Origin of the sequence: Microbacterium sp. K36 (genome assembly GCF_004794355.1) — a bacterium.
Classification (GTDB): Bacteria; Actinomycetota; Actinomycetes; order Actinomycetales; family Microbacteriaceae; genus Microbacterium; species Microbacterium paraoxydans_D.
The window spans coordinates 1-23,581 of record NZ_SSDN01000069.1; the positions used below are offsets into that span (position 1 = coordinate 1).

Below are 23,581 nucleotides of genomic sequence, written 5' to 3' on the forward strand. Positions count from 1 at the left end.
CGGCGCTGCCCGGACGGATCGCCGCCGTCACCGCGGAGCGGGATGACGCCCGTCGGCTCGGCGACCGGCTCCCCGCCATGGAGAGCGCGCGCGTCGCTGCCGAGCTCCGCCGGGAAGCGGCGGAAGAGGCGGCACGTCTGCAGCAGGAGTGCGCCGCGGCCGACCGGGTCCTCGCCGAGACGACGTCCGCGCAGGCCGCCGCGCAATCGGCTCTGGCCGATCTGCGCCAGCGCCGGATCGACGGCATGGCCGGGGAGCTGGCGTCCGCTCTGATCGAGGATCACCCGTGCCCGGTGTGCGGGGCGCGGGAGCATCCGGCGCCGGCAGACCACAGCGCGGCGGTCTCCGTGGAGGACATCGCGGCTGCGGAGACCCGGAGGGACGAGGCGGCGCGCCGCGAGCAGCAGGCGAGCTCGACCTGCACGTCGCTGCAGGTCGAACTCGCTGCGGCCCTGGCGCGCGCGGACGGACGAGACGTCGAGACGGCGAAGGCCGGGCTCGATGCCGCCGTGGCCGCTGAGAAGGAGGCGCTCGCCGCGGCCGAGGCCGCGCGGCTGCGCGACGGCGAGCTCGTCGAGCTCGGTGCCCAGCAGAGCGCGCTCGAGGAGCGGCGCGTCCAGGACGAGGCGGCCCTCGCCGAAGCCCGCGAGCAGCTCGCCCTGGTCGTCCAGCGCGACGAGGCCGCCCGTACGGCGATCGACGAGGCGCGAGGGAGCTACGCGTCGGTGGCTGAGCGCATGGCGGAGGCCCACGCCCACCTCGCCGTCGCACGCCGCCTCCTCGACGCCGAAGCCGAACGGGCGCGGAGGCAGCAGGCGGCGGCGGAGGCGGCTGCCGAGAGGGATGCCGCCCTCGACGCCTCTGAGTTCTCCGACGTCGAGGCCGCCGCCGCGGCGCTACGTCCGCTGGCGGTGCAGACGGAGCTGGACGAGCGGGTGACGACGCACGCCGTGCAGCGGGAGAAGGAGCGCGCCCTCCTCTTCGACCTCGAGCTGCGAACGCTGCCGGAGGAGCCCATCGACCTCGCGCCGGTCGAGCAGGCCGCACGCGAGGCCAGGGCGGCATGGTCCGCCGCCGTCGACGAGGCCACCAGGGCGGCGGGCGATGCGGTGCGGCTGGCCGGCCTCATCGACGCCGCGAAGGACGAGCATGCCCGCACGGCGGAGGATGCCGCGGAGTTCGAGGTGCTCCAGGCTCTCGCGGACACGATCGCAGGACGAGGGGCGAACACCCGCAAGATGACGTTGGAGACCTTCGTGCTGGCGGCGGAGCTCGAGGAGATCGTCGACGCCGCGAACCGCCGGCTCCACGACATGTCGGAAGGACGCTACCGGCTGCAGCACTCCGATGCGCTGGCTGCGCGCGGTGCCGCCTCCGGGCTGGGCATCGTGGTCGCCGACGCCTTCACCGGGCAGACCCGTCCGCCGCAGTCCCTCTCGGGCGGCGAGACCTTCCTCACCTCCCTCGCGCTCGCCCTCGGCCTGGCCGAGGTGGTGACGGCCCGCGCCGGAGGCATCCGCCTGGACACGCTCTTCATCGACGAGGGTTTCGGTTCCCTCGACGGCGACACGCTCGACGTCGCGATGCGCACGCTCGACGAGCTGCGACAGGGCGGCCGCACGGTCGGCGTCATCAGCCACGTCGAGGCCATGCAGGAGCAGATCCCCGCGCAGCTCACGGTCCGTGCGCTGCCGAACGGACCGAGCGTCATCGAGACGCGCTGAGTCAGACCCCGTACTCGGCGCGGATCACCTCGCGCAGCTCGATGCTGCACCGGGCGATGGCCTCGCGGAAGTCGGCCAGGGCACCGTCCTCCGCCTGATCGGAGACGGCGCGGAACGCGCGGATCGGCACGCCGAACTGCCCCGCCACCCAGATGTAGGCGTAGGTCTCCATGTCCACCAGCGCCGCACCCATCGGCCGGATCACGGCGGTGACCTCGGCGTCGTTCACGAAGTGGTCACCCGTCGCGATCACGACGCCCTCGCGACCCGTGGTCACCTGCGGCGGAAGCGAGACGTGCCGTCCGACGACGCCGTCGAGGTCGATCACGTCGTGCTGGACGGCGGTGGCGATCTCGTGCACCGCGTACGCACGTCCCTTCTCGATGGAACCCGCGGTGCCGACGACGACGACCTCGTCGTAGTCCTTGGCGTCCAGGGCACGGGTCAGCGCGTACGTCGCCGGCAGCTTCCCCGGGCCGGTGACGAGCCGGTCGAAGCCGTCGAGCTCCTCGGGGAAGGCGGACAGTTCGGACTCGAGGGCGGCGACGAGGAGCTTCACCGTCTCAGTCTGTCAGGTCGCCGCTGGATACCTCGTCCGCGCGGTGGCGTGACCCGCACGAAACCCGGAGGGGGGATACTGGAGCCGAACCGATGAGCGGAGGACCACGTGTCGTTGCAGAAGCAGATCGCGGAAGACCTGGGCGCCCGGCCCGACATCGATCCCGAAGCGGAGGTGGAGCGTCGCGTCGGCTTCCTCGCGGACTACCTGCGCACGACCGGCGCGAAGGGCTTCGTCCTCGGCATCTCCGGCGGACAGGACTCGACGCTCGCGGGGCGCCTCGCCCAGCTCGCAGTGGAGCGCGTGCGTGCCGAGGGTGGGGAAGCGAGCTTCCTGGCCGTGCGTCTGCCCTATCGCGTGCAGCACGACGCCGACGACGCCCAGGCCGCGCTGGACTTCATCGCGCCGGACTCCTCGATCGAGGTGAACATCCAGAACGGCGTCGAGGGCGTCGAGAAGGACATCGAGTCCGCCGTCTCCAGCGACATCTCCGACTTCAACCGCGGCAACATCAAGGCGCGCCTCCGCATGGTCACGCAGTACGCGCTCGCCGGGCATGAGGGGCTGATCGTCATCGGCACCGACCACGCCGCCGAGGCCGTCACGGGGTTCTACACGAAGTTCGGCGACGGGGCCGCTGACGTCCTCCCGCTTGCCGGTCTCACGAAGCGACAGGGGCGGGCCCTGCTCCAGTTCCTGGACGCTCCGGAGCGCCTAGCCTTCAAGGTCCCCACCGCCGACCTCCTCGACGACCAGCCGGGGCGCACGGACGAGGACGAGCTGGGGCTGACGTACGAGCAGATCGACGACTTCCTCGAGGGCCGGGAGGTCGACCCCGAGGTCGCCGGGCGCATCGAGGCGCGGTACCTCGCGACCCAGCACAAGCGTCATCTCCCGGTGACCCCCGACGACACCTGGTGGCGCTGACCGGTTCCCCCGGTGCGGGACCGCCCGCTTTTCGCCGTGTCGGATGCCGCGGATAGTGTCGAAGCAGCCGACAGAACGGGAGAATCGTGCGGATCGACACAGAGGCGCAGCGGGTCATCTGGAGCGCGAGCGACCTCAAGGCGGCCGCCGAGTGCGAGTTCGCATGGTCGCGGGCGATCGACGCGAAACTGGGTCGGGTCCCCGCCGTCGAGGAGCCGGAGGACGCGACGCTCCTCCGCGCCGCCCAGCTGGGAGACGTGCACGAGCAGAACGTGCTCGACCGCTACATCCGGGAGCTCGGCGACGAACGGGTGCACCGGATCGCCAAGGTCTCCTCGAGCGATCCTGAGGCCCTCGCGGCCGCCGTCGACGAGACGCTGAGCGCTCTGCGGTCCGACGCGCTGGTCGTCTTCCAGGCGGCCTTCGCCACCGACGAGTTCGTCGGGTTCGCCGACTTCCTCCGCCGCGATGCGGACGGGCGCTGGCGCGTGCAGGACTCCAAGCTCGCCCGCAAGGCCCGGGTGACCGCCCTCATGCAGCTCGCGGCATATGTCGATCAGCTCGACCGGCTCGGCATCCCGCGAGCGGACGAGGTCGACCTCATCCACGGGGACAACAGCGTCAGCACGCACGCCGTCGACGACCTCCTTCCGCTGTTCCGTGTGCGTCGGTCGCGGCTGCGCGCTCTCATCGCGGACCGCGCCGTGGCTGAGGGCGCCGCAGGAGCGCCCCTCGCGTGGGGCGACGACCGCGGCGACCTGCGCGTGGTCGCCTGCGGGCGCTGCGCCACCTGCGAGGAGCAGGTGCTGGCCCACCGGGACCTCCTCATGGTCGCACGCATGCGTCCGGTGCAGCGGGCCCGTCTCCGCGCCGCCGGGATCCTCACGATCGACGACCTGGCCGCGGCGACGCAGGCCCCCGAGGGCATGAACGTCGACACCTTCAAGAACCTCCGCGCCCAGGCCCGGGTGCAGCTGCGGGCGGATGCCGAGGGCGCGGCGACATACGACGTGCACTACGCCGCGGCGATCCACACCCTCCCGGTGCCCAGCCACGGCGACATCTTCTTCGACTTCGAGGGCGATCCGCTGTACACCGAGCCCGCCCCCGACGGCGAGGCGGAGTGGGGCATCGACTATCTGTTCGGCTGGGTCGACAACGCCGACCAGTACACCGCGCTCTGGGCGCACTCGTTCGCGGAGGAGCGGCGGGCGCTGGAGACCTTCCTCGACTTCGTGAAGGTGCGCCGCGCCGCGCACCCCGGCATGCACATCTACCACTACGCCCCCTACGAGACCTCCCACCTGGTCGCGATGGCCGCCCGCCACGGGGTGCGCGAGGGCGAGGTGGACCGCCTGCTCCGCGAAGGCGTGTTCGTCGACCTGTACCCGCTGGTGCTGCGCACCGTGCGGGTCGGCTCGCGGTCCTACTCCATCAAGAAGCTCGAGCCCCTCTACATGGGGGAGGACGTGCGCACGAGCGACGTGCAGAAGGGCGACGATTCCATCGTGCAGTACGTCGCCGCGCGGGAGCTCGCGGCAGCGGGCGCGCAGGCCGAGGCCGACGCCGTGCTCGCCGACCTCGCCGACTACAACCGCTACGACTGCGTCTCGACCCGCCGGCTGCGCAACTGGCTCATCGACATCGCCCGAGCGGAGGGCGTCACGCCGGCCCCGCCGGACGATGCGGACGAGGTCATCTACGAGCCGTCCCCGCGTTCGCTCGCTCTTCTCGGCGACGCGGAGCGTGCGGTGGAGGCCGGTGACGACGGGCTCGTGCACCGGATCGCGGCGGCCGCCATCGACTACTTCCCGCGCGAGGCGAAGAGCTTCTGGGTCGCGCACTTCCAGCGGCTGCGGGAGCCGGTCACCATGTGGGACGGCACGCGCGATGTGGTGAAGGTCGATGCGACCCGCTCGCGGGTGCGCCGCGACTGGAGCATCGGCGAAGGCCGCAGAGTCCTGTCGCGGGAGCTGGAGATCCGCGGCGAGGTGTCCCCGGGCACGACGCTCGGTCCTGGTGCGCAGCCGTTCGCGCTCTACGACGTCCCCGCCCCGTTCGACACCGACGTCCCGTCCCGCGCCGTGCATGTGCCGCACGGGGTCACGGTCGTCGAGGTGCTGGACGACGGGTACCTCGTGGTCGAGTCCGCCGTGCAGGGACAGACCTGGGACGACCTCCCCGTCGCCCTCACCCCTGCCGCGCCGCCTCGGGTGGTGTCGCTGCAGCAGGCGATCGATGAATGGGCCGACGCGGTGCACGCGGCCGCCCCGGGCTTCCCCGAGGACGCGGCCACCGACATCCTCCGCCGCCTGCCTCCGCGCACGGTGTCGGGGAACGCGCTTCCGGCCGCAGGGGATGACACGATCGACGCGATCGTCCGCGGAGTCCTCGACCTCGACCGCAGCTACCTCGCGGTGCAGGGCCCCCCGGGCACGGGGAAGACCTACACCGGCTCCCAGGTGATCGCCCGGCTCGTCAACGAGCACGGCTTCCGCATCGGCGTCGTCGCGCAGTCCCACGCGATCATCGAGACGCTGCTGGAGCGCGTCGTCGCCGACGGTGTCGCCCCGGGTCAGGTGGCGAAGTGCCCCAAGGATGCCGACGCCGATCCCGGCTACACGGTGATCCCGAAGACCGGGATGGCCGCCTTCCTCGCCGAGCACGAGAACGAGGGTGCGGTCGTGGGCGGCACCGCGTGGGATTTCAGCAACACCCAGCGGGTGGCCAGGGGAGAGCTCGACCTGCTCGTGATCGACGAGGCCGGACAGTTCTCGCTCGCCTCGACCATCGCGGTCGCCGCCGGTGCGCAGCGGCTCCTGCTCCTCGGCGACCCCCAGCAGCTGCCCCAGGTCAGCCAGGGCGCCCATCCGGAGCCGGTGGACACCTCTGCGCTCGGCTGGGTGATGGACGGCGATCCCGTCGTGCGTCCTGAGTACGGCTACTTCCTCGCCCGCTCCTGGCGCATGCACCCGTATGTCGCGGCTCCGGTGTCGAAGCTCGCCTACGCCGGCAAGCTCGCCTCCGCTCCCGGAACGGAGCGACGCGCGGTCGAAGGCATCGACCCGGGCCTGCATGTGGTGCCGCTGCGGCACCGCGGCAACGCGACCCAGTCGCCGGAGGAAGCCGCCGAGGTGGTGCGTATCGTCCGTGACCTCGTCGGCCGTACCTTCCACGACAACGACGCCGAGGGCACCGTCCGCCCGCTGACGCCGGAGGACATCATCGTGGTCGCGCCCTACAACGCGCAGCGGCAGCTCGTGCACGATGCGCTCGCGGCGGCCGGTTTCGGCGGGGTCCCGGTGGGGACCGTCGACAACTTCCAGGGTAAGGAGGCGGTCGTCTCCCTCACGACGCTCGCCGCGTCGAGCGGTCGGGATGCCCCGCGGGGCCCGGAGTTCCTGCTGCTGCAGAACCGGCTCAACGTGGCGATTTCCCGCGCGCAGGTCGTGGCCTACCTCATCCACTCGCCGGCGCTGCTCGACGATCTGCCGTACACGCCCGAGGGTGTCGCGAGGCTCAGCGCCTTCGCCCGCCTGGTGGGCGCCGCTGGTGAGGAGGAATCATGATGTCGTCCGTCCCCGGGTCTGCTTCCGTCGAGACGCCGACGGCCGATGAGATCCTGCGCGCCGCCGCCGCATGGGCGTGGTTCCCTCGCGGCAGCGAGGACGTCCGCGACGATCTGCTGCTCGTGCGCTACCCGGAGCGGTTCGGAGGCGGCGTCCGCGGCTCCCAGGTGACGTCGACGCGGCCCGCCGCCGAGGTGCTGGACGCGGCACTGGAACGCACCAGAGCCTGGGGCGAGAACGTCTTCACGTTCTGGACCAACCCCGCGGACGACCCGGACCTCGAGGACGAGCTCCAGCGCCGCGGTGCGGTGCACTTCGACACCGTCACCGTGTTCGCGCGCCCGACCATCGGAACCGAGGTCGACGTGCCGCCCGGGGTCACCGCCGAGGTCGTGCGCACGAGGGACCAGCTCCGCGAGGTCGATGCGATCAACGTCCCCGTCTGGGAGCAGCAGCCGCTGGACGAGGACGGTCTGGACGCCGAGTTCGCCGAACTCACCGCATCCCTGTCCGCGGGGGAGGGTTTCCGGGTGCTCGGCCGCATCGACGGCCGCGCGGTGAGCACGGGCGGATGCACGATCGTCGACGGGTTCACCCGGCTGTGGGGCGCCGCGACACTCGACGCCGACCGGGGTCGCGGCGTGTATCGAGCGGTCCTCGCGGAGCGCCTGCGGCAGAGCACCGCGCGCGGTGCGGGAACGGCGCTCGTCAAGGGCCGCGTCTCGACATCGGCGCCGATCCTCGCGAGGGCCGGCTTCACGCGTTACGGCGAGGAGCGCGGCTATCGCCTGACCCTCTGACGAGAGTCGAGAGCGCGAGCGAGGTCAGACGGTGCCGTAGAGGCGGTCGCCCGCATCGCCGAGGCCGGGCACGATGTAGCCCTTCTCGTCGAGGCGCTCGTCGAGCGCTCCGAGGACGAGGGTCACATCCCGGTCGCCGGCCATCGCCTCGATGGCGGCCACGCCCTCCGGAGTGCCCAGCAGGCAGATCGCGGTGACGTCCTTCGCGCCGCGGTCGAACAGGAACTGGATGGCCGCGGCGAGGGAGCCGCCCGTCGCGAGCATCGGGTCGATCGCGAAGCACTGGCGGTCGGAGAGATCGTCCGGAAGCCGCTCGGCGTACGTGGTGGGCTCGAAGGTCTCCTCGTCGCGGACCATGCCGAGGAAACCGACCTCCGCGGTGGGGAGGAGCTTGACGAGGCCTTCGAGCATGCCGAGACCGGCGCGCAGGATGGGGACGACGATGGGCCGCGGCTCGGAGATCTTCACGCCCGTGGTCGTGGTGACCGGCGTCGTGATCTCGATGGGAGTGACCTTCACATTCCGGGTCGCCTCGTACGCGAGGAGCGTCACGAGCTCTTCGGTCAGCTGGCGGAAGACCGGCGACGGGGTGCGCGCGTCGCGCAGCACCGAGAGCTTGTGGGTGATGAGAGGGTGGTCGGCGACGTGAACACGCATGGATACAGGCTAATGCGCGCCGCGTCCGCGCACGACATCGGGTGCCGTGGCGGCCGCCTCGCACTGCCGTAGGCTCGGGGCATGACCGCCGCCGACCGCCTCGCGATGCAGCGTGCGCTCGAGCTCGCCGCCGAGGCCGCGACCGCCGCGGAGATCCCCGTCGGTGCCGTCGTGCTGGACGCGGAAGGCCGTGTCGTGGCCGAAGGGCGGAACACCCGCGAGGCCACGCACGACCCGACCGGGCACGCCGAGATCGAGGCGATCCGCGCCGCGGCGTCGGCCCGCGGTTCATGGAACCTCGACGGCTGCACGCTCGTCGTCACCCTCGAGCCCTGCGTGATGTGCGCCGGCGCGATCCTCCAGGCACGCATCGGCCGCGTGGTCTTCGGCGCGTGGGACGACAAGGCGGGAGCGGCCGGCTCGATGTACGACGTGTTGCGCGACCGCCGCCTGCCCTACCGTGCCGAGGTGATCGGCGGCGTGGACGAGCACGCGTCCATCGCCCTGCTCCGCGCCTTCTTCGAGGACCGTCGCTGAGCGCTCAGTCCGAGGACTTGAGGACGAAGACGTCCGTCGAGGGTTCCGGATCGATCGCGGGACGGTAGACGTCCGGCTCGATGTAGACCACCCGGGCGACCGGCACGGCGGCGCGGATGCGGGCCTCGATCTCGTCGATGTCGTCCGCGACCTCGCGCAGCGGCTTGTCGGCGCTGAGCGCGATCTTCGCGGCGACCATCAGCTCGTCCGGCCCCAGGTAGAGGGTTTTCATGTGGATGATCTTCTCGATCTCCGGACCGTCGTTGATCGCGTCCACGATGCGGTCGTGGTCGGCGGGGGTCGCACCCTCGCCGACGAGCAGGCTCTTGGTCTCGACCCCCAGCACGATCGCGATGAGCACGAGCAGGACGCCGATCATCACCGTGCCGAGGGCGTCGAAGACGGGGTTGCCGGTGAGGAGCGTGAGACCGACGCCGAGCAGGGCGAAGGTGAGTCCGGTGAGGGCCCCGACGTCTTCCAGGAGGACCACGGGGAGCTCGGGCGCCTTGGACCGCCGGACGAAGGAGAACCAGGACTGGCCCTTCTCGCGGACGACGTTGCTCTCGCGCACGGCGGTGCGCAGCGAGAACGACTCCAGGCCGATCGCGATGAACAGCACGACGAGCGGGAGCCACCACCAGGTCTGGTCGATCTCATGCGGGTGGGTGAGCTTCTCCACGCCCTCGTAGATCGCGAAGAGTCCGCCGACGGAGAAGAGGATGATCGACACGACGAATGCGTAGACGTAGCGTTCGCGGCCGTAGCCGAACGGGTGCGAGCGGTCAGCGTGACGCTTCGCCTTGCGCCCGCCGAGCATCAGCAGGAGCTGGTTCCCCGAGTCGGCGACGGAGTGGATCGCCTCGGCGAGCATCGAGGCCGAGCCGGAGAGGGCCCACGCGAGGAACTTCGCGAGAGCGATGCCCAGGTTCGCCAGGAACGCCGCGACGATGGCCTTGCTGCCTCCGGATGCACTCATGCGACGAGTCTAGGACGGCAACCCGGCCGTCACAGGAGCGCCCGCCGTAGGATGACGACATGGCTGATGCGCTCCCGTCCCTCGCGTTCCTCGGTGCCGGATCCATGGGGGGAGCGATCCTCCGGGGCGTGCTCGCCTCGGGGGTCCCTGTGGACGGAGGGATCACTGCCACGAACCGCACGCCGGAGAAGGCGGAGGTGTTCGCGGGTCTCGACGGAGTCACCAGCATCGCGCTGTCCGAGCGGCCGGAGGGCAATGCCGACGCCGTGGCCGGCGCGCGGGTGGTCCTGGTCGGGGTGAAGCCGGCGATGGTCCCCGATCTCCTGCGCGAGATCGCGCCGCACCTCAGCCCGGAGACCGTCGTGGTGAGCCTCGCCGCGGGAGTCACGCTGCAGACCTTCGCGGATGTCCTCGGCTCGGAGGCCCGCGTCATCCGCTCCATGCCGAACACCCCGTCGACGATCCGCAAGGGGGTCACCGGTCTCGCGGCCGGCGCCGCGGCGACTCCCGACGACCTCGCGCTCGTGCGTCGTCTGTTCGAGACGGTGGGGGCGGTGGTGGAGGTCCCCGAGTCGCAGATCGATGCGCTCTCGACGATCTCGGGCTCCGGTCCCGCCTACGTCTTCCTCCTCATCGAGGAGTTCACCGCGGCCGCGCGGGAGATGGGCTTCGCCGACGCGGACGCCCGTCTGCTGGCCGAGCAGACCTTCATCGGTGCGACCGCTCTGCTGGACTCGACGGGGGAGGACCCCGCCGAGCTGCGCCGCCGGGTGACGAGCCCGAAGGGGACGACGGAGCGCGCGGTCGCCGTGCTCCAGGACGCCCACCTGTCCGACACCTTCGCCACTGCTGCTGCCGCCGCTCTCGCTCGCGCGAAGGAGCTCGCCGCCGGCGCCTGATCCCACCTGCCTGTTCTCGCGCGCTTCCACCCCGCGAGAACAGGCGACCACGCGAGTCCAGGCAGCCAACACCCCTGGAGCCTGAACGCCCGCGAGTGCCTGTTGCGGCGAGGTGCCGGGCGGCTAGGCCTCGCTGGCGACCTCGGCGAGCACCTCCGGCCAGCGCCGTTGCAGGACGCGACCGCCGAGCACCGTGCCGCCCCACAGCGCGACACCACCGAGGACGACGGCGGCCGCGAGGCTCGCCCAGCCCAGGGGCGGGATCCAGATCGACGCGATCGCGAAGCCGAGGGCGGGGCCGCCGAGCAGCAGGGTGATCGGCGACATGATGAGCATCGCGAGGAAGGACTGTGCGCCGCCCGAAGAACCGCGTCCGAACGGGTTGGCCTCGGGTGCCGGAGCTCGCCCCGGCAGGAACGCCCCCACCCAGGAGCCCGCGCCGGCCGACACCGCCATGAGTCCGAGAGCAGCGCCCAGGCTGCCCGGAAGTAGATCCGGACGCCCGGCCAGCAGACAGGTCGCCACGCACAGGAGAACCGTGATCGGCACCGCCACCAGCGCGAACCCGAGCAGCCGTCCGACCCGATCGGCGGTCCCGCTCACCCCGGTGAGGATGTGCAGGGCGACGGCGTCGTTGTCATACGCGATCGCCATCTGCACGATGCTCCCGGCGAGCAGGGCGTTGATCGCCGGGATGAGGGTGATCGCGGGCGCGAAGCCGGTACTGTCCTGCTGCAGTCCGTTCATGAGCGCGAGCCCGAGGAAGATCGCGGGGAGCAGCAGGAGCATCACGATGTTGACGACCTGACGCGGGTCGCGGCGGAAGTAGCGGAGGGTCCGTCCCGCGATGGCGCCGACGGGTCCCGCGGGCAGCAGGCGGTCGAGCACGCCTCCCGAGCGCACGCGTCCGCCCCCGCTCGACTGCAGGGGAGCGACGAGGCGCGCAGCGAGCATCCGGCGCGCGGCGACCCAGAAGACCGCGAGGGTGGCGGCGGCGACGAACAGCCGCAGGACGGCGGTGACGACGTCGCCCTGTGACACGGCGGCCGGGACTCCGAACACGGCGGCGACCGGCGTCCACGAGGCGATCTCGGCGACCGCGGTGAAGGCGCCACCGACGTCGCGCACGGTCGACAGTGCCTGCAGCCCGATGTTGAGGAGGAGGCCGGACGAGGCGAGCAGGACCACGCCGAGGGTGAGGACGAGGTCGCGCGTCCGCCGGCGGGCAAGCCATCCCGCGAGCAGTCCGCTGACGACGCGAGCGCCCAGCACGCAGGTCGCGAGCGCGACGGGGACCATGAGCACCGCGACCAGGAGGGCCGGAACGCTGACCGACCATCCCACGAGCATCAGCAGCAGGGCCAGGGCGGTGCCGATGCCGCCGATCGTCGTCGTCCCCGCCACGACCAGTCCGGGGAGGAGAGAACGGGCGGTCACCGGGAGCAGGGCGAAGCGCTCAGGTGCCAGCGAGTCGTCCGCACTGACGAGGATCGACCCGATCCACCACCCGAGCACGATGATGGCGCCGGTGAGCACCATCGCGGTCACGGCGGCGTCCGGAGCGCCCACGCGCAGCGCGATCAGACCCACGGTCAGCAGTCCCAGCATGCTCAGCGCGATGAGACCCACGATCACGAGGGTCACGATCATCCAGGGGTTGCGGGAGAGCTGATGCCCGAGCTGTCGCAGCCGCAGACCTACGAGGAGCGCAACCACGCGAGGGTCTCCGTTCCGAGGTCGTGCGCGCCGACGAGGCTGAGGAAGCGCTCCTGCAGCGTGAGTCCGGCCCGCACCTCGTCGAGGGCGCCGTGGGCGAGCAGACGCCCCTCGGCCACGATGGCGACGCGGTCGCACAGCGACTCGACGAGCTCCATGACGTGGCTGGAGAGGACGACCGTGCCGCCGCCGTCCACGAAGGAGCGCAGGATCTGCCGGATCGTCTGCCCGGAGACCGGGTCGACGGCCTCGAGGGGCTCATCGAGGATCAGCAGCCGGGGCGCGTGGATGAGGGCGCAGGCCAGGCCGATCTTCTTCTTCATGCCGGCCGAGTAGTCGACGACGAGGGTGTCGCCCGCTTCCGTCAGGCCGAGGGCGTCGATGAGCTCGCGGGAGCGGGAGACGACCTCCGCCTCCGGCATGCCGCGCAGCAGGCCGGTGTAGCGCAGCAGCTCGGCGCCGCTGAGCCGGTCGAGCATCCGGATGCCGTCGGGGAGCACGCCCATCCGCGCCTTCGCGGCGGCAGGGTCCTGCCAGACGTCGGCGCCGAGCACCCAGGCCGTCCCGGCGTCCGGGCGCAGGAGCCCGGTGGTCATCGCGAGCGTCGTCGTCTTGCCCGCGCCGTTCGGGCCGAGCAGCCCCAGCATCGACCCCGCGGGGACGTCCAGCGACAGCGCGTCGACGGCGACCTTCTGGCCGAACTGCTTGCGGAGCCCGCGGAGGGCGAGGACGGGCGGTGCGGGGGCGTGATCGCTCATGCCCCCCATCCCACCACGCCTGCCGCGGCCGGCGCATCCGCCGCGGGGAGGACCCGGCTCAGCGGTCGAGGGCGGCGAAGCGCTCGATGTCGCTGTTGGTCCCGGAGACGATGATGAGGTCGTGGTTGGTCACGATCGTGTTGGCCTCCGCGTAGCGGAACGGCTTGCCCGGGCTCTTCACGCCGACGACGGTGACCTTGTACTTCGAGCGCACACCGGACTCGTTCAGGCCGACGCCGCGGATGAACTTCGGCGGGTACATCTTGGCCAGGACGAAGTCGTCGTCGAAGCGGATGAAGTCGAGCATGCGCCCGCTCACGAGGTGGGCCACGCGCTCGCCGGCCTCGCGCTCGGGGTAGATGACGTGGTTGGCGCCGACGCGGGCCAGGATCTTGCCGTGCGACTGGGAGACCGCCTTCGCCCAGATCTGCGGCACCTTGAGGTCGACGAGGTTGGCCGTGATGAGCACGGACGCCTCGATCGAGGAGCCGACGGCGACGACCGCGACCTGGAAGTCCTGGGCGCCGATCTGGCGGAGGGCGTCGATGTTGCGGGCGTCGGCCTGCACGGTGTGCGTGACGCGGTCCGACCACTTCTGCACGAGCTCGAGGTTGTCGTCGATCGCGAGCACCTCGCGGTCGAGGCGGTCGAGCTCGCCGGCGCACGCAGCGCCGAAGCGGCCGAGACCGATGACGAGGACGGGAGCGTCCCCCCGAAGGACTTCAACCAACGATCGGCCTTTCCACGGGCAGTGAGTAGTACTGCGTGCGCGATGTCGCGGCGACTGCCGCAGCGAGAGTCACTGTACCAACGCGGCCCATGAAGATCGTCGCGGCCATGACGTACGAGGCGGAATCCGGAAGCTCCCCGGTGAGGCCCGTTGAGAGTCCGACTGTGCCGAACGCGGAGATGACGTCGAAAAGCACGTGGCTGATGTCGGCCTTGGTGATCTGCGCGATCACGATGGTCGACAGAGCGACGATGGTGGCGCCCCAGGCGACGACGCTGAGGGCGACCCGCTGCACGTCGCTGGGGATGCGGCGGCCGAACGCCTCGACGGACTGGCGGCCCTTCGCCTCGGACCAGACGGCGATCGCGAGGACCGCGAGGGTCGTCACCTTGATGCCGCCCGCCGTCGACGCCGACCCGCCGCCGACGAACATGAGCATGCTGGCGGCGAGCAGCGACGAGCCGTTGAGGTCGTCCATCTCGATGACATTGAAGCCGCCGGAGCGGGTCATCGCGGAGAGGAAGAACGCCTGGAAGGTCGTGTCCGCCGCGTCCATGGAGCCGAAGGTCTTGGGGTTGTCGTACTCGAGGATGAGGAAGGCGGCCGCGCCCAGGATGAACAGCAGCACCGTGGTGACGATGGTCAGCTTCGAGTGCAGCGACCACCGCTTGACGTGCCAGACGTGCTTCGCGAGCGTGTAGATCACCGGGAAGCCGATGCTCCCGAGGAACACGCCGACCATGAGCAGCGACAGCACGAGGTAGTCGTCGGCGAACACGGCCACTCCGCCGTCGTTCGGGGCGAAGCCGGTGTTGGTGAACGCCATCGCCGAGAAGTACGGGGCCTCCCAGAGCGCGGCGATCGGGTCGACCCCCGCCATCACCAGCGCCGGGTAGAGGAGGGCGGCGAGGGCCGCTTCGATGAAGAGGGCGGAGAGGGCGACCGTGGTGAGCAGCTGGCCCACCTCGCCGAGGCGCACGGTCTGGCTCTCGTTGACCACGCCGCCGTGCGCGCGGAGCGGGTTCGTGTCGCCCGCCGCCATGAGCTTCGCGCGCAGCCCGAGGCGCTTCGAGATGAGCATCCCCATGAGGGAAGCGAGGGTCAGCACGCCGAGGGCGCCGATGTTGACGCCGATGAACACGACGACGTGTCCGAAGGGCGACCAGTGGTTGGCCATGTCGACGGTCGCGAGGCCCGTCACGCAGATCGTGGAGACGGCGGTGAAGAGGGCATCGCTGAGCGGTGTCACCGTGCCGCTGGCGGACGCGATCGGCAGCGAGAACAGCACCGTGAACACGAGGATCAGGAGTGCGAAGACGGCGATGGCGAACCGGGAAGGCGACGAGGTGATGAGGTGCTTCACCCGGCCGGCGGCTCCGGGGAGACCGGTGCGAGGAGACGACGCCGAAACGATGCCCGACATCGCTGCCCCCTTCTTCCGCGCCGTCCGCTCCACGGCCGCAGCACGGCGCCTCTCGCCGAGCCTTCGTCATGGTACTCCGTGCCGGGGCGCACTACCCTGATCACATGACGGACATCTTCGACGTGATCGCAGACGGTACGAGGCGCGACATCCTCCAGCTCCTGCTCCGACGCACGTCCGAAGGCGAATCCGGCACGAGCGTGAGCCAGATCGTGGCCGACCTCGGCATCAGTCAGCCCACCGTCTCGAAGCACCTCAAAGTGCTCCGCGACGCCGAGCTCGTGACCGTCCGCGAAGACGGTCAGCGCCGCTTCTACAGCCTGTCCGTCGCGCCGCTGGAGGCCGTCGACGACTGGCTGGTCCCGTTCCTCGTCGACGCGTTCGGCGATGCCGCCCCGGACATCGCGTACCCCGGCGCCCCGATCCCCGACAGCGCTGCGCACGCGGCCGAGGTCGTCGGGCGTGCGGCTGCGTCCGCCAAGCACGTCGTCACGAACGCACTGAAGCGCCTCGGCGCCTGATCCCGCGCCCCCGCTCGGACGGGAACCGCCCCCGACGGCAGGGGGGGGGATGCCGTCGGGGGCGGTGTGCGGACCCCAGATCCGCGCGGACTCGGCAGGTGCCGGCACGGGTCCTGCACCGACCCTGGCAGGGCTGTCTGAGCGATCGGGCAATGCGGGCTATGCGCGGGCTGGACGTCGGCTCATCGTCGTCCGGCCTTTCGTCGAAACAGCCACGCGCCCCACAGCGCCGCCACGACGAGGATCGCCACGCACCAGCCGATCGCCCACCACGCCTCCGCCTGCATCGGGGTGTCCATCAGGAGAGCGCGGATGGTCTCCACGATGGGCGTGATCGGCTGGTGGGCGGCGATCGGCTGGAGCCAGTCGGGCATGCTCGCGACGGGGACGAAGGCACTGGAGAGGTACGGCAGGAACAGCAGGACGAAGCCGTAGCCGTTCGCTGCTTCGGGGCTGCCGGCAGCGAGCCCGATCGCGGCGAACAGATAGGTGATCGCGAGGATGTAGAGCGCGATCATGCCGGCCAGGGCGACCCACTCGAGCGGAGTGGCCGATGGGCGGAACCCGACGAGTACGCCGACGCCGATGACGACGGCGGTCGCCACGAGGTTGCGGAGCACACTGGCGACGACATGCCCGGTGAGCACGGCGCCGGCGCGCAGGGGCATGGTGCGGAACCGGTCGATGATCCCCGTGCGCATGTCGTTCGCGACGTACACGGCGGTGGAGGAGGCGCCGAAACCGGCGCACGTCAGGATGATGCCGGGGACCACGTAGTCGACGTAGGCGCCGGAGGGATCGATGGCCCCGCCGAACACCCACGTGAACATCAACATCAGCATGACCGGGAGCAGGATCGCCATGAGGAGGGACTCGCCGTCCCGGAGGGAGTGGCGGAGGCTGCGCCCGACGAGGACGGTCTCGGCGGTGAGGCCGCGGAGGGGTGGCCGCGGGGCGGGGGCGGCCGCGGGCCCGGAGGTTCTGGGCACAGTGGCGTGGGCGATGTTCATGCGAGCTCCTTCCGGGGCGCGGCGCCTGCGGTCGCGGCGTCGGGGGCGGTGACGGCGAGGAAGACGTCGTCCAGGGTGGGGCGACGGAGCTGGACGGTGCCGGCGCCGCCGTCCTCGTCCAGGAGGTCGAGCGCTCGACGGAGATCGCTCACCGAGCCGTCGGTCGGGATCTCCCGCTGAAGCTCCCCGCGGTCGTCGCGGAGCTCCACCGTGTCGCCGCCCACCCGGGCCTTCAGCGCCGTGGCCGTTCCCAGCGCCGCGATGCGACCGTCGTGGAGCACGGCGATGCGGTCGGCGAGCTGATCCGCCTCCTCGAGGTACTGCGTCGTGAGGAACACCGTGGTGCCGCCGTCCGCGAGGACGCGGATGATGTCCCAGAGGTCGCGCCGACTGCGGGTGTCGAGCCCTGTCGTCGGCTCGTCGAGGAAGAGGACCTCCGGGGTCACGACGAAGCTGAGGGCGAGATCGAGACGCCGGCGCATGCCGCCGGAGTAGGTGCGGACGGCGCGGCCAGCGGCCTCGCCGAGATCGAAGCGATCGATGAGATCCGCGGCGCGACGCCGGGCGCCGGCACGACCGAGCCCGGACAGACGGGCGAACATCACCACGTTCTCGGTCGCGCTGAGGGCGTCGTCAACGGCGGCCGACTGACCGGTGAGGCTGATCCGTCGCTGCACCTCCCGCGGGTGTGTCCGCACATCCCAGCCGGCGACGCGCGCCGTGCCGCGATCCGCCGCCGTGAGGGTGGTGAGGATGTTGATCGTCGTCGTCTTGCCGGCGCCGTTCGGCCCGAGCAGAGCGAACACCTCGCCACGGGCGACGGTGAAGTCGAGATCACGAATGACGGTCTTCGCGCCGAAAGCCTTGTGCAGGTCGTGGACGTCGATGGCTCTGTCCATCAGGATTCCTTTCTGTGTATCCCCAAAACTGTGTAGGAGCAACGCAATTGTGTATGACCGTAACACACTGTTTAAGCAATAAACAGAAGTAGGATGAAAGCCATGACCGAGAAGGAGCCGCCCGAGCTGCCGCGCGGGATCGCGCTTGCCTGGGGTGTCGCGGCCGATCCGCAGCGCGGTCCGAAGCGGGAGATGAGCGTCGAGAAGATCGTGGAGGCGGCGGTCGCCCTCGCCGACGCCGAGGGGCTCGGTGCCGTCTCGATGGCCGCGGTCGCCGCGCGTCTGGGATTCACGCCCATGTCGCTCTATCGGTACGTCTCTGCCAAGGACGACCTTCTGCTCCTCATGCAGGAGGAGGCGACGGGGCTGCCGCCGGAGAGCCATCTCGAGGTCGAGGGGTGGCGCGAGCGGCTGCTCGCCTTGTACGAGGCGCAGATCCTCGTGTATCTGCGGCATCCCTGGATGCTCTCGCTGCCGATCTCGGGCTCGCCGATCACACCGAACAGCTCCGCCTGGCTGGATGCCGGCCTCGCCACCCTCGATGGCACCCCGCTCACGGCAGAGGAGCGGATCGCCGTCGCACTCGCCGTCACCGGCCATGCCCGCTGGTGCGGGATCGTGCAGGCCGGATACACCGAGCAGGCGCGGTCGTCCGGTCTGAGTCCGGACGAGGTCGCGGCCCGCGAGGCCTCGCTGTTCGACCGGGTCATCACCGCTGACGAGTTCCCCGCCCTGCGGCGGGCCATCGAAGACGGCGTCTTCCTTTCGTCGGCCGACCCGTTCCGCTTCGCGGTGGAACGCACCCTCGACGGCGTCGCCGCGTACATGGCGGGCCTCGAACGTGGGGAGCGGCACATCGTCGCGGAGGAGTGGGTCGATCTCGACGTCGCCGAGCTCGCTGGAGACAAGCGGCTCAAAGAGGCGCAGAAGGCCAGCCGTGAGGCGGAGAAGGCCCTTCGCGCCGCGCGCAAGGTCGAGCGGCAGGCCCTACGGGATGCGCGCGAGCGGATCGCCAAGGCGAAGAGATCCGCCTGAGTCCTCCGGTCCGGGAGGATGGGCCCATGACGGACGAGTACCGCGCGCACCTCGACTTCGCGATCACCTTCGCCAATGGCGGCGGACTGCAGGGACAGGGGTTCCGACTCGACCTGCCGCGGAAGGACATGACGGCGGAGGAGATCTCCAGGCTGCTCGTGTCGCACCTCGGCCTGGCGCTCGTGGGCGAGGTCGAGCTCCGTGACCTGCGGATCGTCGCCGAGCCGCACCGGGGCAGTCGCGGCATCGCGGCTCCGGCTCCTGGAGACCGCGCCGAACGGGTCGTCGACCTCAGCCACCCGATCGCGAAGGGCATGGTCACCGCCTCCGGGCTGCCCGCGCCGACCATCACCCCGCACCTCACCCCGGCCTCGCTCGACCTCGACACCCTCGTGGGCCTGCCCGCCGAGGTCTTCCACCTCCGCGACGCGTGGACGTCGGAACGGCGCGGTATCAAGGCGGCGACGCTCGCGGATCGTGAGCTCCGCGACAGCGCGGTGCTCCTGGACACCGGCGGGAGCCGGCTGTTCGGCACGCCCGCCTACGGCGCCGGCTCGCCCTTCCTCGCCGAGGACGCGGCGCGCTTCCTCGCGGACGCCGGGGTGCGTCTCGTCGGCATCGACGCTCCCGACATCGACGACACGGCGAGCGGCGGGGAGCGGCCGGTGCACAGCATCCTCCTCGCGGCGGGCGTGCACGTCGTCGAGCACCTCACCGTCCTTGATCGCCTCCCCGCGCACGGGGCGCGGTTCACCGCGGCCCCTCCGGCGATCCGCGGGTTGGGGACGTTCCCGGTCCGGGCGTTCGCGACCGTGCCGATTTCCCACTGATCACAACAGCCACGCGGGTTTACACGCGTCCCAGCGACCCCATAGAGTGTGCTCATCGAGAAAGGGGTACGTGGGATGCCCGAGGTTCCAGACGTCCGATTCCTGACGGTGGCCGAAGTCGCCGAGCTCATGCGCGTGTCCAAGATGACCGTGTACCGGCTCGTGCACGCCGGCGACCTCCCCGCCATCCGATTCGGACGGAGCTACCGCGTGCCGGAGTCCGCCGTCGCGGAGGCTCTGCAGCGCCCCATCGCCGACGCCGGCTGACGGAGGGCACGGGGCACCTCCTGAGTTTGCTAGGATGATCCGAGGCATTTTTCGTGCTCGTACCCGGGTGTCCGATTCCGGCGACACCCAGCCCCTGACTTAGTGAGGTTTCCGTGGGTTCTGTCATCAAGAAGCGCCGCAAGCGCATGGCGAAGAAGAAGCACCGCAAGCTGCTTCGCAAGACTCGCCACCAGCGCCGCAACAAGAAGTAAGCGGCCAGACACCGAGCGCCTGTCTTCGGACGGGCGCTTTGTGTCTCTGCGCGCCGTTCCGCACCGCCGAGAGGATGTCATGAAGTCGATCACCGTCGCCGAACTCGCCGAGCGCTCCGGCACGCCCCTCATCGATGTCCGGGAGGTGCACGAGTTCCAGGCCGGCCACGTCCCCGGCGCCGTGAACATCCCGATGTCCGAGATCGGCAACCGCCTGGACGAGCTTCCCGCCGAGTCGTTCGACGTGATCTGCCAGGCCGGCGGCCGCTCGGCCCGCGTGGTCGAGGCGCTCGAGGCCCGCGGGTACGACGCGACCAACGTGGAGGGCGGCACCGGCGAGTGGATCGCCCAGGGACGCGAGGTGGAGGTCCCGTCGTCGTGACGACGCTGACCCTCATCGGCAAGCCCGACTGCCATCTGTGCGCCGTGGCCTCCGAGGTTGTCGACGCGGTCGTCGCCGAACTGCCGGACGCCGCCGCGGAGCGCATCCAGATCGTCGAGGCGTCGATCCAGGACGACCCCGCCCTGTACGAGCAGTGGTGGGAGAAGATCCCCGTCGTCCTCATCGACGGACGACTGCATGCGCACTGGCGCGTGTCCCCCGACCGGCTGCGCGAGGCGCTGGAAGAAGCCGTCGACGCGGAGGCCCGCGCCGACCAGAAGGAGCTGCGATGACCATCCGCCATGTCGTGACCTGGAAGCTCGCCGCGGAGGACGCGGGGGAGCGGCAGGCCCAGGCGGCCGAGGTCGCCCGCCGCCTCAACGCCCTCGACGGCGTCGTGCCGCAGCTGCGCAGCATCTGGGCCGGTGCGAACGACGTCTACCCGGACGCGAACTGGGATGTGACGCTGGTCGCGGACTTCGACTCCGTCGCCGACCTCGAGCAGTACCAGGTGCACCCTGCGCACGAGGAGGTCGCCGGGTACATCCGCTCGGTCGTCTCCGGCCGTGTGGCGGTCGACGCGGAGCTCTGAGCGTCGAGCGTCGTCCCCGCGGCACCGAAACACAAACGTAATGCGGCGCGAGGGGATGTCATTGGTCACGCGACGAGCCGCATGTTTAGATGAACTCCTACCCGTCCGTGGGCTCACCCGCCCCCCGACTCCCAGGAGCCGACATGTCCCGTCGTAACCTCTTCGCCGGCCTCGCGATCGCGGCCACCGCCACCCTCGCGCTCGCCGGATGCGCCACCGGCTCCTCCGACGCGGGCAGCGGCGGCGAGCCCGCCGCCGGCGACGAGTACGGCCTCGTCGAGGCGGGCACGCTCACCGTCTGCTCCGACATCCCCTACCCGCCGTTCGAGTTCGAGGGCGACGACGGCGAGTACACCGGCTTCGACATCGACCTCCTCGGCGCGATCGCCGAGCAGCTCGACCTCAAGCTGTCCGTGCAGGACGTCGGCTTCGATGCGCTGCAGTCGGGAACGACCCTCGCCGCCGGCACCTGCGACGTCGGCGCCTCGGCCATGACGATCACCGACGAGCGCAAGGCCAACATCGACTTCTCCGACCCGTACTACGACTCGCTGCAGTCGCTGCTCGTGCGCACCGACTCGGGCATCGAGTCCATCGACGACCTCGACGGCAAGAACGTCGGCGTGCAGCAGGGCACCACCGGCGAGGCGTACGCGACCGAGAACGCGAAGGGCGCGCAGCTCGTGCAGTACCCCTCGGACGGCGAGCTGTGGCCGGCGATCCAGGCGGGGCAGATCGACGCGATCCTCCAGGACCAGCCCGTCAACCTCGAGCACGAGAAGGCCGACTCCGCCTACGAGATCGTGGAGACCTACGAGACCGACGAGTCCTACGGCTTCGCGTTCGCGAAGGGCGAGAAGGACGAGCTCCTCGACGCCGTGAACGGCGCGCTCCAGGACCTGAGGGACAACGGCGAGTACCAGAAGATCTACGACCAGTACTTCACGGCGAACTGAGCCGGGGGAACACGGAGGTCGGGAGGACCTTGACAATGGCGTTGAGGCGCACCACCAAGCAGAAGCTCTACCGGTACACCGTCTATGCGGTGCTGATCGCGATCGCCGTCTGGGTCGCGTTCAGCACCGACTGGTCCCGGCTCGGGCAGCTCTTCTTCAACCCCGAGGTCGCAGCCAAGATGCTGCCGGGGATCATCACGACCGCGCTCGTCAACACGCTGTGGTTCACGGCGGTGGCGTTCGCGGGGGGCCTTCTCCTCGGCGTCATCCTCGCGCTGATGAAGCTGTCGGAGATCGGTCCGTTCCGGTGGATCGCGACGGTCTGGATCGAGCTGTTCCGCGGACTCCCCGCCCTGCTCACGATCTTCGCCATCGGCTTCATCGTGCCCATCGCTCTCGGTGTGCGGGCGCAGGAACTCGGCGGTCCCGTGGTGCTCGGCCTGATCGGTCTCGTGCTCGTGGCGTCGGCGTACATGGCTGAGACCATCCGCGCGGGGCTCCAGGCCGTGCCGAAGGGACAGACCGAGGCGGCGCGATCGCTCGGCATGTCGCCCATGAAGACGACGTTCTGGATCGTCGTGCCGCAGGGCTTCCGTATCATCATCCCGCCGCTGACGAACGAGTTCGTGCTGCTGCTGAAGGACACGTCGCTGCTGTTCGTCGTCGGCACGTTCGTCTGGTCGAAGGAGCTCACGACCTTCGCCCGTGACGCCAGTACGCAGAACGCCAACGGAACGCCGCTCATCATGGCGGCGATCCTCTACCTGATCGTGACGATCCCGCTCACGCGCTTCAGCGCGTGGCTGGAGCGTCGGATGGCGAGGACACGATGAGCACCGACCTGATCGACGTACAGGCCCCGGCGATCGCGATCCAGGACCTGCACAAGAGCTTCGGCGACAACGAGGTGCTCAAGGGCATCGATCTGACGGTTCTGGCGGGCGAGGTCGTCTGCGTGATCGGCCCGTCCGGTTCCGGGAAGTCGACGCTGCTCCGCTCGGTGAACCTGTTGGAGGAGCCCACGGGCGGCAAGGTGCTCATCGAGGGCATCGACATCACCGATCCCGACATCGACATCGACCGCGTGCGCACCCGTATCGGGATGGTGTTCCAGAGCTTCAACCTCTTCCCGCACCTCAGCGTGCTGGGCAACCTCACGATCGCGCAGCAGCGGGTGAAGAAGCGCTCGAAGGCCGAGGCCGACAAGGTCGCCCGCGCCATGCTCGAGCGCGTCGGCCTCGCGGAGAAGGCCGACGCGTACCCCGGGCACCTCTCGGGCGGGCAGCAGCAGCGCGTGGCGATCGCCCGGGCCTTGTGCATGAACCCCGACATGATGCTGTTCGACGAGCCCACATCGGCCCTCGACCCGGAGCTCGTCGGCGAGGTGCTGCAGGTCATGCGGTCGCTGGCCGACGAGGGCATGACGATGCTCGTCGTCACGCATGAGATGGGCTTCGCGCGCGAGGTCGGTTCGCGGCTGATCTTCATGGACGGCGGACACATCGTCGAGGAGGGCGATCCGCGCGAGGTGCTCGCGAATCCGCAGCACCAGCGCACGAAGGACTTCCTCTCCCGCGTCCTGTAGTTCTCTCACTCTCCCGC

General features: G+C 70.5%; 26 protein-coding genes. 17 read left to right on the top strand and 9 right to left on the bottom strand.

All coding sequences use genetic code 11. From position 1 onward, the window contains the following. Positions 1-1,724, top strand: a 1,724-nt coding sequence (locus tag DW296_RS07515) for an SbcC/MukB-like Walker B domain-containing protein (protein ID WP_275092111.1), incomplete at its 5' end; no start/stop codon positions are given. A 1-nt stretch (position 1,725) separates the two neighbouring features. Here DW296_RS07515 and DW296_RS07520 read toward each other — a convergent pair. Continuing rightward, positions 1,726-2,283 carry a phosphorylase family protein gene (locus DW296_RS07520; protein ID WP_085603862.1) on the bottom strand — a complete coding sequence of 186 codons (558 nt, stop codon included), beginning with the start codon at positions 2,281-2,283 and terminating at the stop codon, positions 1,726-1,728. Between the two features lie 108 nt (positions 2,284-2,391). Here DW296_RS07520 and nadE point away from each other — a divergent pair, with 108 nt between their 5' ends. From nadE to DW296_RS07535, 3 genes are all read left to right on the top strand, one after another. Next, positions 2,392-3,210, top strand: coding sequence for an ammonia-dependent NAD(+) synthetase (nadE, locus tag DW296_RS07525; protein ID WP_136051729.1), 819 nt, complete (start codon positions 2,392-2,394; stop codon positions 3,208-3,210). Between the two features lie 86 nt (positions 3,211-3,296). Continuing rightward, the gene (locus DW296_RS07530; protein ID WP_136051730.1) at positions 3,297-6,779 is read left to right on the top strand and encodes a TM0106 family RecB-like putative nuclease; all 3,483 of its coding nucleotides are present in this window, start codon (positions 3,297-3,299) and stop codon (positions 6,777-6,779) included. Further along, positions 6,776-7,579, top strand: a complete 804-nt coding sequence (locus tag DW296_RS07535) for a GNAT family N-acetyltransferase (RefSeq protein ID WP_240743032.1) — start codon at positions 6,776-6,778, stop codon at positions 7,577-7,579. Before DW296_RS07530 ends, DW296_RS07535 begins: the two co-directional genes overlap by 4 nt. Positions 7,580-7,603: 24 nt before the next feature. On the opposite strand, the gene upp is transcribed toward DW296_RS07535, so the two are convergent. Continuing rightward, positions 7,604-8,236 carry a uracil phosphoribosyltransferase gene (upp, locus tag DW296_RS07540; protein ID WP_025104476.1) on the bottom strand — a complete coding sequence of 211 codons (633 nt, stop codon included), beginning with the start codon at positions 8,234-8,236 and terminating at the stop codon, positions 7,604-7,606. 81 nt (positions 8,237-8,317) lie between these two features. Here upp and DW296_RS07545 point away from each other — a divergent pair, with 81 nt between their 5' ends. Continuing rightward, positions 8,318-8,773 carry a nucleoside deaminase gene (locus DW296_RS07545; RefSeq protein ID WP_136051731.1) on the top strand — a complete coding sequence of 152 codons (456 nt, stop codon included), beginning with the start codon at positions 8,318-8,320 and terminating at the stop codon, positions 8,771-8,773. 4 nt (positions 8,774-8,777) lie between these two features. On the opposite strand, the gene DW296_RS07550 is transcribed toward DW296_RS07545, so the two are convergent. Then, the gene (locus DW296_RS07550) at positions 8,778-9,749 is read right to left on the bottom strand and encodes a cation diffusion facilitator family transporter (protein ID WP_136051732.1); all 972 of its coding nucleotides are present in this window, start codon (positions 9,747-9,749) and stop codon (positions 8,778-8,780) included. Positions 9,750-9,808: 59 nt separating this feature from the next. On the opposite strand from DW296_RS07550, the gene proC reads away from it, so the two are divergent. Further along, positions 9,809-10,648 (top strand): pyrroline-5-carboxylate reductase, encoded by an 840-nt coding sequence (proC, locus tag DW296_RS07555; protein ID WP_136051733.1) that lies wholly within the window; start codon positions 9,809-9,811, stop codon positions 10,646-10,648. Between the two features lie 123 nt (positions 10,649-10,771). Here the strand turns inward: proC and DW296_RS07560 are convergent, their stop codons facing one another. The 4 genes from DW296_RS07560 to DW296_RS07575 are packed head-to-tail and all read right to left on the bottom strand — an operon-like array spanning position 10,772 to position 15,275. After that, positions 10,772-12,364, bottom strand: coding sequence for a hypothetical protein (locus DW296_RS07560; RefSeq protein WP_136051734.1), 1,593 nt, complete (start codon positions 12,362-12,364; stop codon positions 10,772-10,774). Further along, positions 12,346-13,122 carry an ABC transporter ATP-binding protein gene (locus DW296_RS07565; protein WP_136051735.1) on the bottom strand — a complete coding sequence of 259 codons (777 nt, stop codon included), beginning with the start codon at positions 13,120-13,122 and terminating at the stop codon, positions 12,346-12,348. The genes DW296_RS07560 and DW296_RS07565 overlap by 19 nt, the downstream gene beginning before the upstream one ends. Positions 13,123-13,180: 58 nt before the next feature. Further along, positions 13,181-13,852 carry a potassium channel family protein gene (locus DW296_RS07570; protein WP_025104470.1) on the bottom strand — a complete coding sequence of 224 codons (672 nt, stop codon included), beginning with the start codon at positions 13,850-13,852 and terminating at the stop codon, positions 13,181-13,183. Then, entirely contained in the window at positions 13,845-15,275 is a 1,431-nt protein-coding gene (locus DW296_RS07575) for a TrkH family potassium uptake protein (RefSeq protein ID WP_025104469.1), read from the bottom strand. Before DW296_RS07575 ends, DW296_RS07570 begins: the two co-directional genes overlap by 8 nt. A gap of 104 nt (positions 15,276-15,379) precedes the next feature. On the opposite strand from DW296_RS07575, the gene DW296_RS07580 reads away from it, so the two are divergent. Then, positions 15,380-15,796 (top strand): ArsR/SmtB family transcription factor, encoded by a 417-nt coding sequence (locus tag DW296_RS07580; RefSeq protein WP_060921700.1) that lies wholly within the window; start codon positions 15,380-15,382, stop codon positions 15,794-15,796. A gap of 182 nt (positions 15,797-15,978) precedes the next feature. Here the strand turns inward: DW296_RS07580 and DW296_RS07585 are convergent, their stop codons facing one another. Together DW296_RS07585 and DW296_RS07590 are read right to left on the bottom strand one after the other, a co-directional pair. Continuing rightward, positions 15,979-16,806: an ABC transporter permease gene (locus DW296_RS07585; RefSeq protein WP_136051736.1), complete on the bottom strand. Its 828-nt coding sequence runs from the start codon at positions 16,804-16,806 to the stop codon at positions 15,979-15,981. Next, entirely contained in the window at positions 16,803-17,705 is a 903-nt protein-coding gene (locus tag DW296_RS07590) for an ATP-binding cassette domain-containing protein (RefSeq protein WP_205807898.1), read from the bottom strand. Before DW296_RS07590 ends, DW296_RS07585 begins: the two co-directional genes overlap by 4 nt. A gap of 102 nt (positions 17,706-17,807) precedes the next feature. Here DW296_RS07590 and DW296_RS07595 point away from each other — a divergent pair, with 102 nt between their 5' ends. The 10 genes from DW296_RS07595 to DW296_RS07640 all read left to right on the top strand — a co-directional run bounded on the left by DW296_RS07595 (position 17,808) and on the right by DW296_RS07640 (position 23,564). After that, positions 17,808-18,740, top strand: coding sequence for a TetR/AcrR family transcriptional regulator (locus DW296_RS07595; protein WP_136051737.1), 933 nt, complete (start codon positions 17,808-17,810; stop codon positions 18,738-18,740). 26 nt (positions 18,741-18,766) lie between these two features. Next, the gene (locus DW296_RS07600) at positions 18,767-19,570 is read left to right on the top strand and encodes a cyclase family protein (RefSeq protein WP_136051738.1); all 804 of its coding nucleotides are present in this window, start codon (positions 18,767-18,769) and stop codon (positions 19,568-19,570) included. 75 nt (positions 19,571-19,645) lie between these two features. Then, complete coding sequence (locus DW296_RS07605; protein ID WP_025104463.1) at positions 19,646-19,837, top strand: helix-turn-helix domain-containing protein; 192 nt, start codon at positions 19,646-19,648, stop codon at positions 19,835-19,837. Positions 19,838-19,950: 113 nt separating this feature from the next. Beyond that, positions 19,951-20,049: a 30S ribosomal protein bS22 gene (locus tag DW296_RS07610; protein ID WP_003792170.1), complete on the top strand. Its 99-nt coding sequence runs from the start codon at positions 19,951-19,953 to the stop codon at positions 20,047-20,049. Between the two features lie 79 nt (positions 20,050-20,128). Further along, positions 20,129-20,431, top strand: coding sequence for a rhodanese-like domain-containing protein (locus tag DW296_RS07615; RefSeq protein WP_025104462.1), 303 nt, complete (start codon positions 20,129-20,131; stop codon positions 20,429-20,431). Next, the gene (locus tag DW296_RS07620; protein WP_025104461.1) at positions 20,428-20,724 is read left to right on the top strand and encodes a glutaredoxin family protein; all 297 of its coding nucleotides are present in this window, start codon (positions 20,428-20,430) and stop codon (positions 20,722-20,724) included. The genes DW296_RS07615 and DW296_RS07620 overlap by 4 nt, the downstream gene beginning before the upstream one ends. After that, complete coding sequence (locus tag DW296_RS07625; protein WP_025104460.1) at positions 20,721-21,023, top strand: Dabb family protein; 303 nt, start codon at positions 20,721-20,723, stop codon at positions 21,021-21,023. The genes DW296_RS07620 and DW296_RS07625 overlap by 4 nt, the downstream gene beginning before the upstream one ends. Before the next feature lie 143 nt (positions 21,024-21,166). Next, entirely contained in the window at positions 21,167-21,979 is an 813-nt protein-coding gene (locus DW296_RS07630) for a basic amino acid ABC transporter substrate-binding protein (RefSeq protein WP_136051739.1), read from the top strand. Positions 21,980-22,014: 35 nt separating this feature from the next. After that, complete coding sequence (locus tag DW296_RS07635; RefSeq protein WP_136051740.1) at positions 22,015-22,812, top strand: amino acid ABC transporter permease; 798 nt, start codon at positions 22,015-22,017, stop codon at positions 22,810-22,812. Further along, on the top strand, positions 22,809-23,564 hold the full coding sequence (locus DW296_RS07640; RefSeq protein ID WP_025104457.1) for an amino acid ABC transporter ATP-binding protein: 756 nt from the start codon (positions 22,809-22,811) through the stop codon (positions 23,562-23,564). Before DW296_RS07635 ends, DW296_RS07640 begins: the two co-directional genes overlap by 4 nt. The last annotated feature ends 17 nt before the right edge of the window (positions 23,565-23,581 follow it).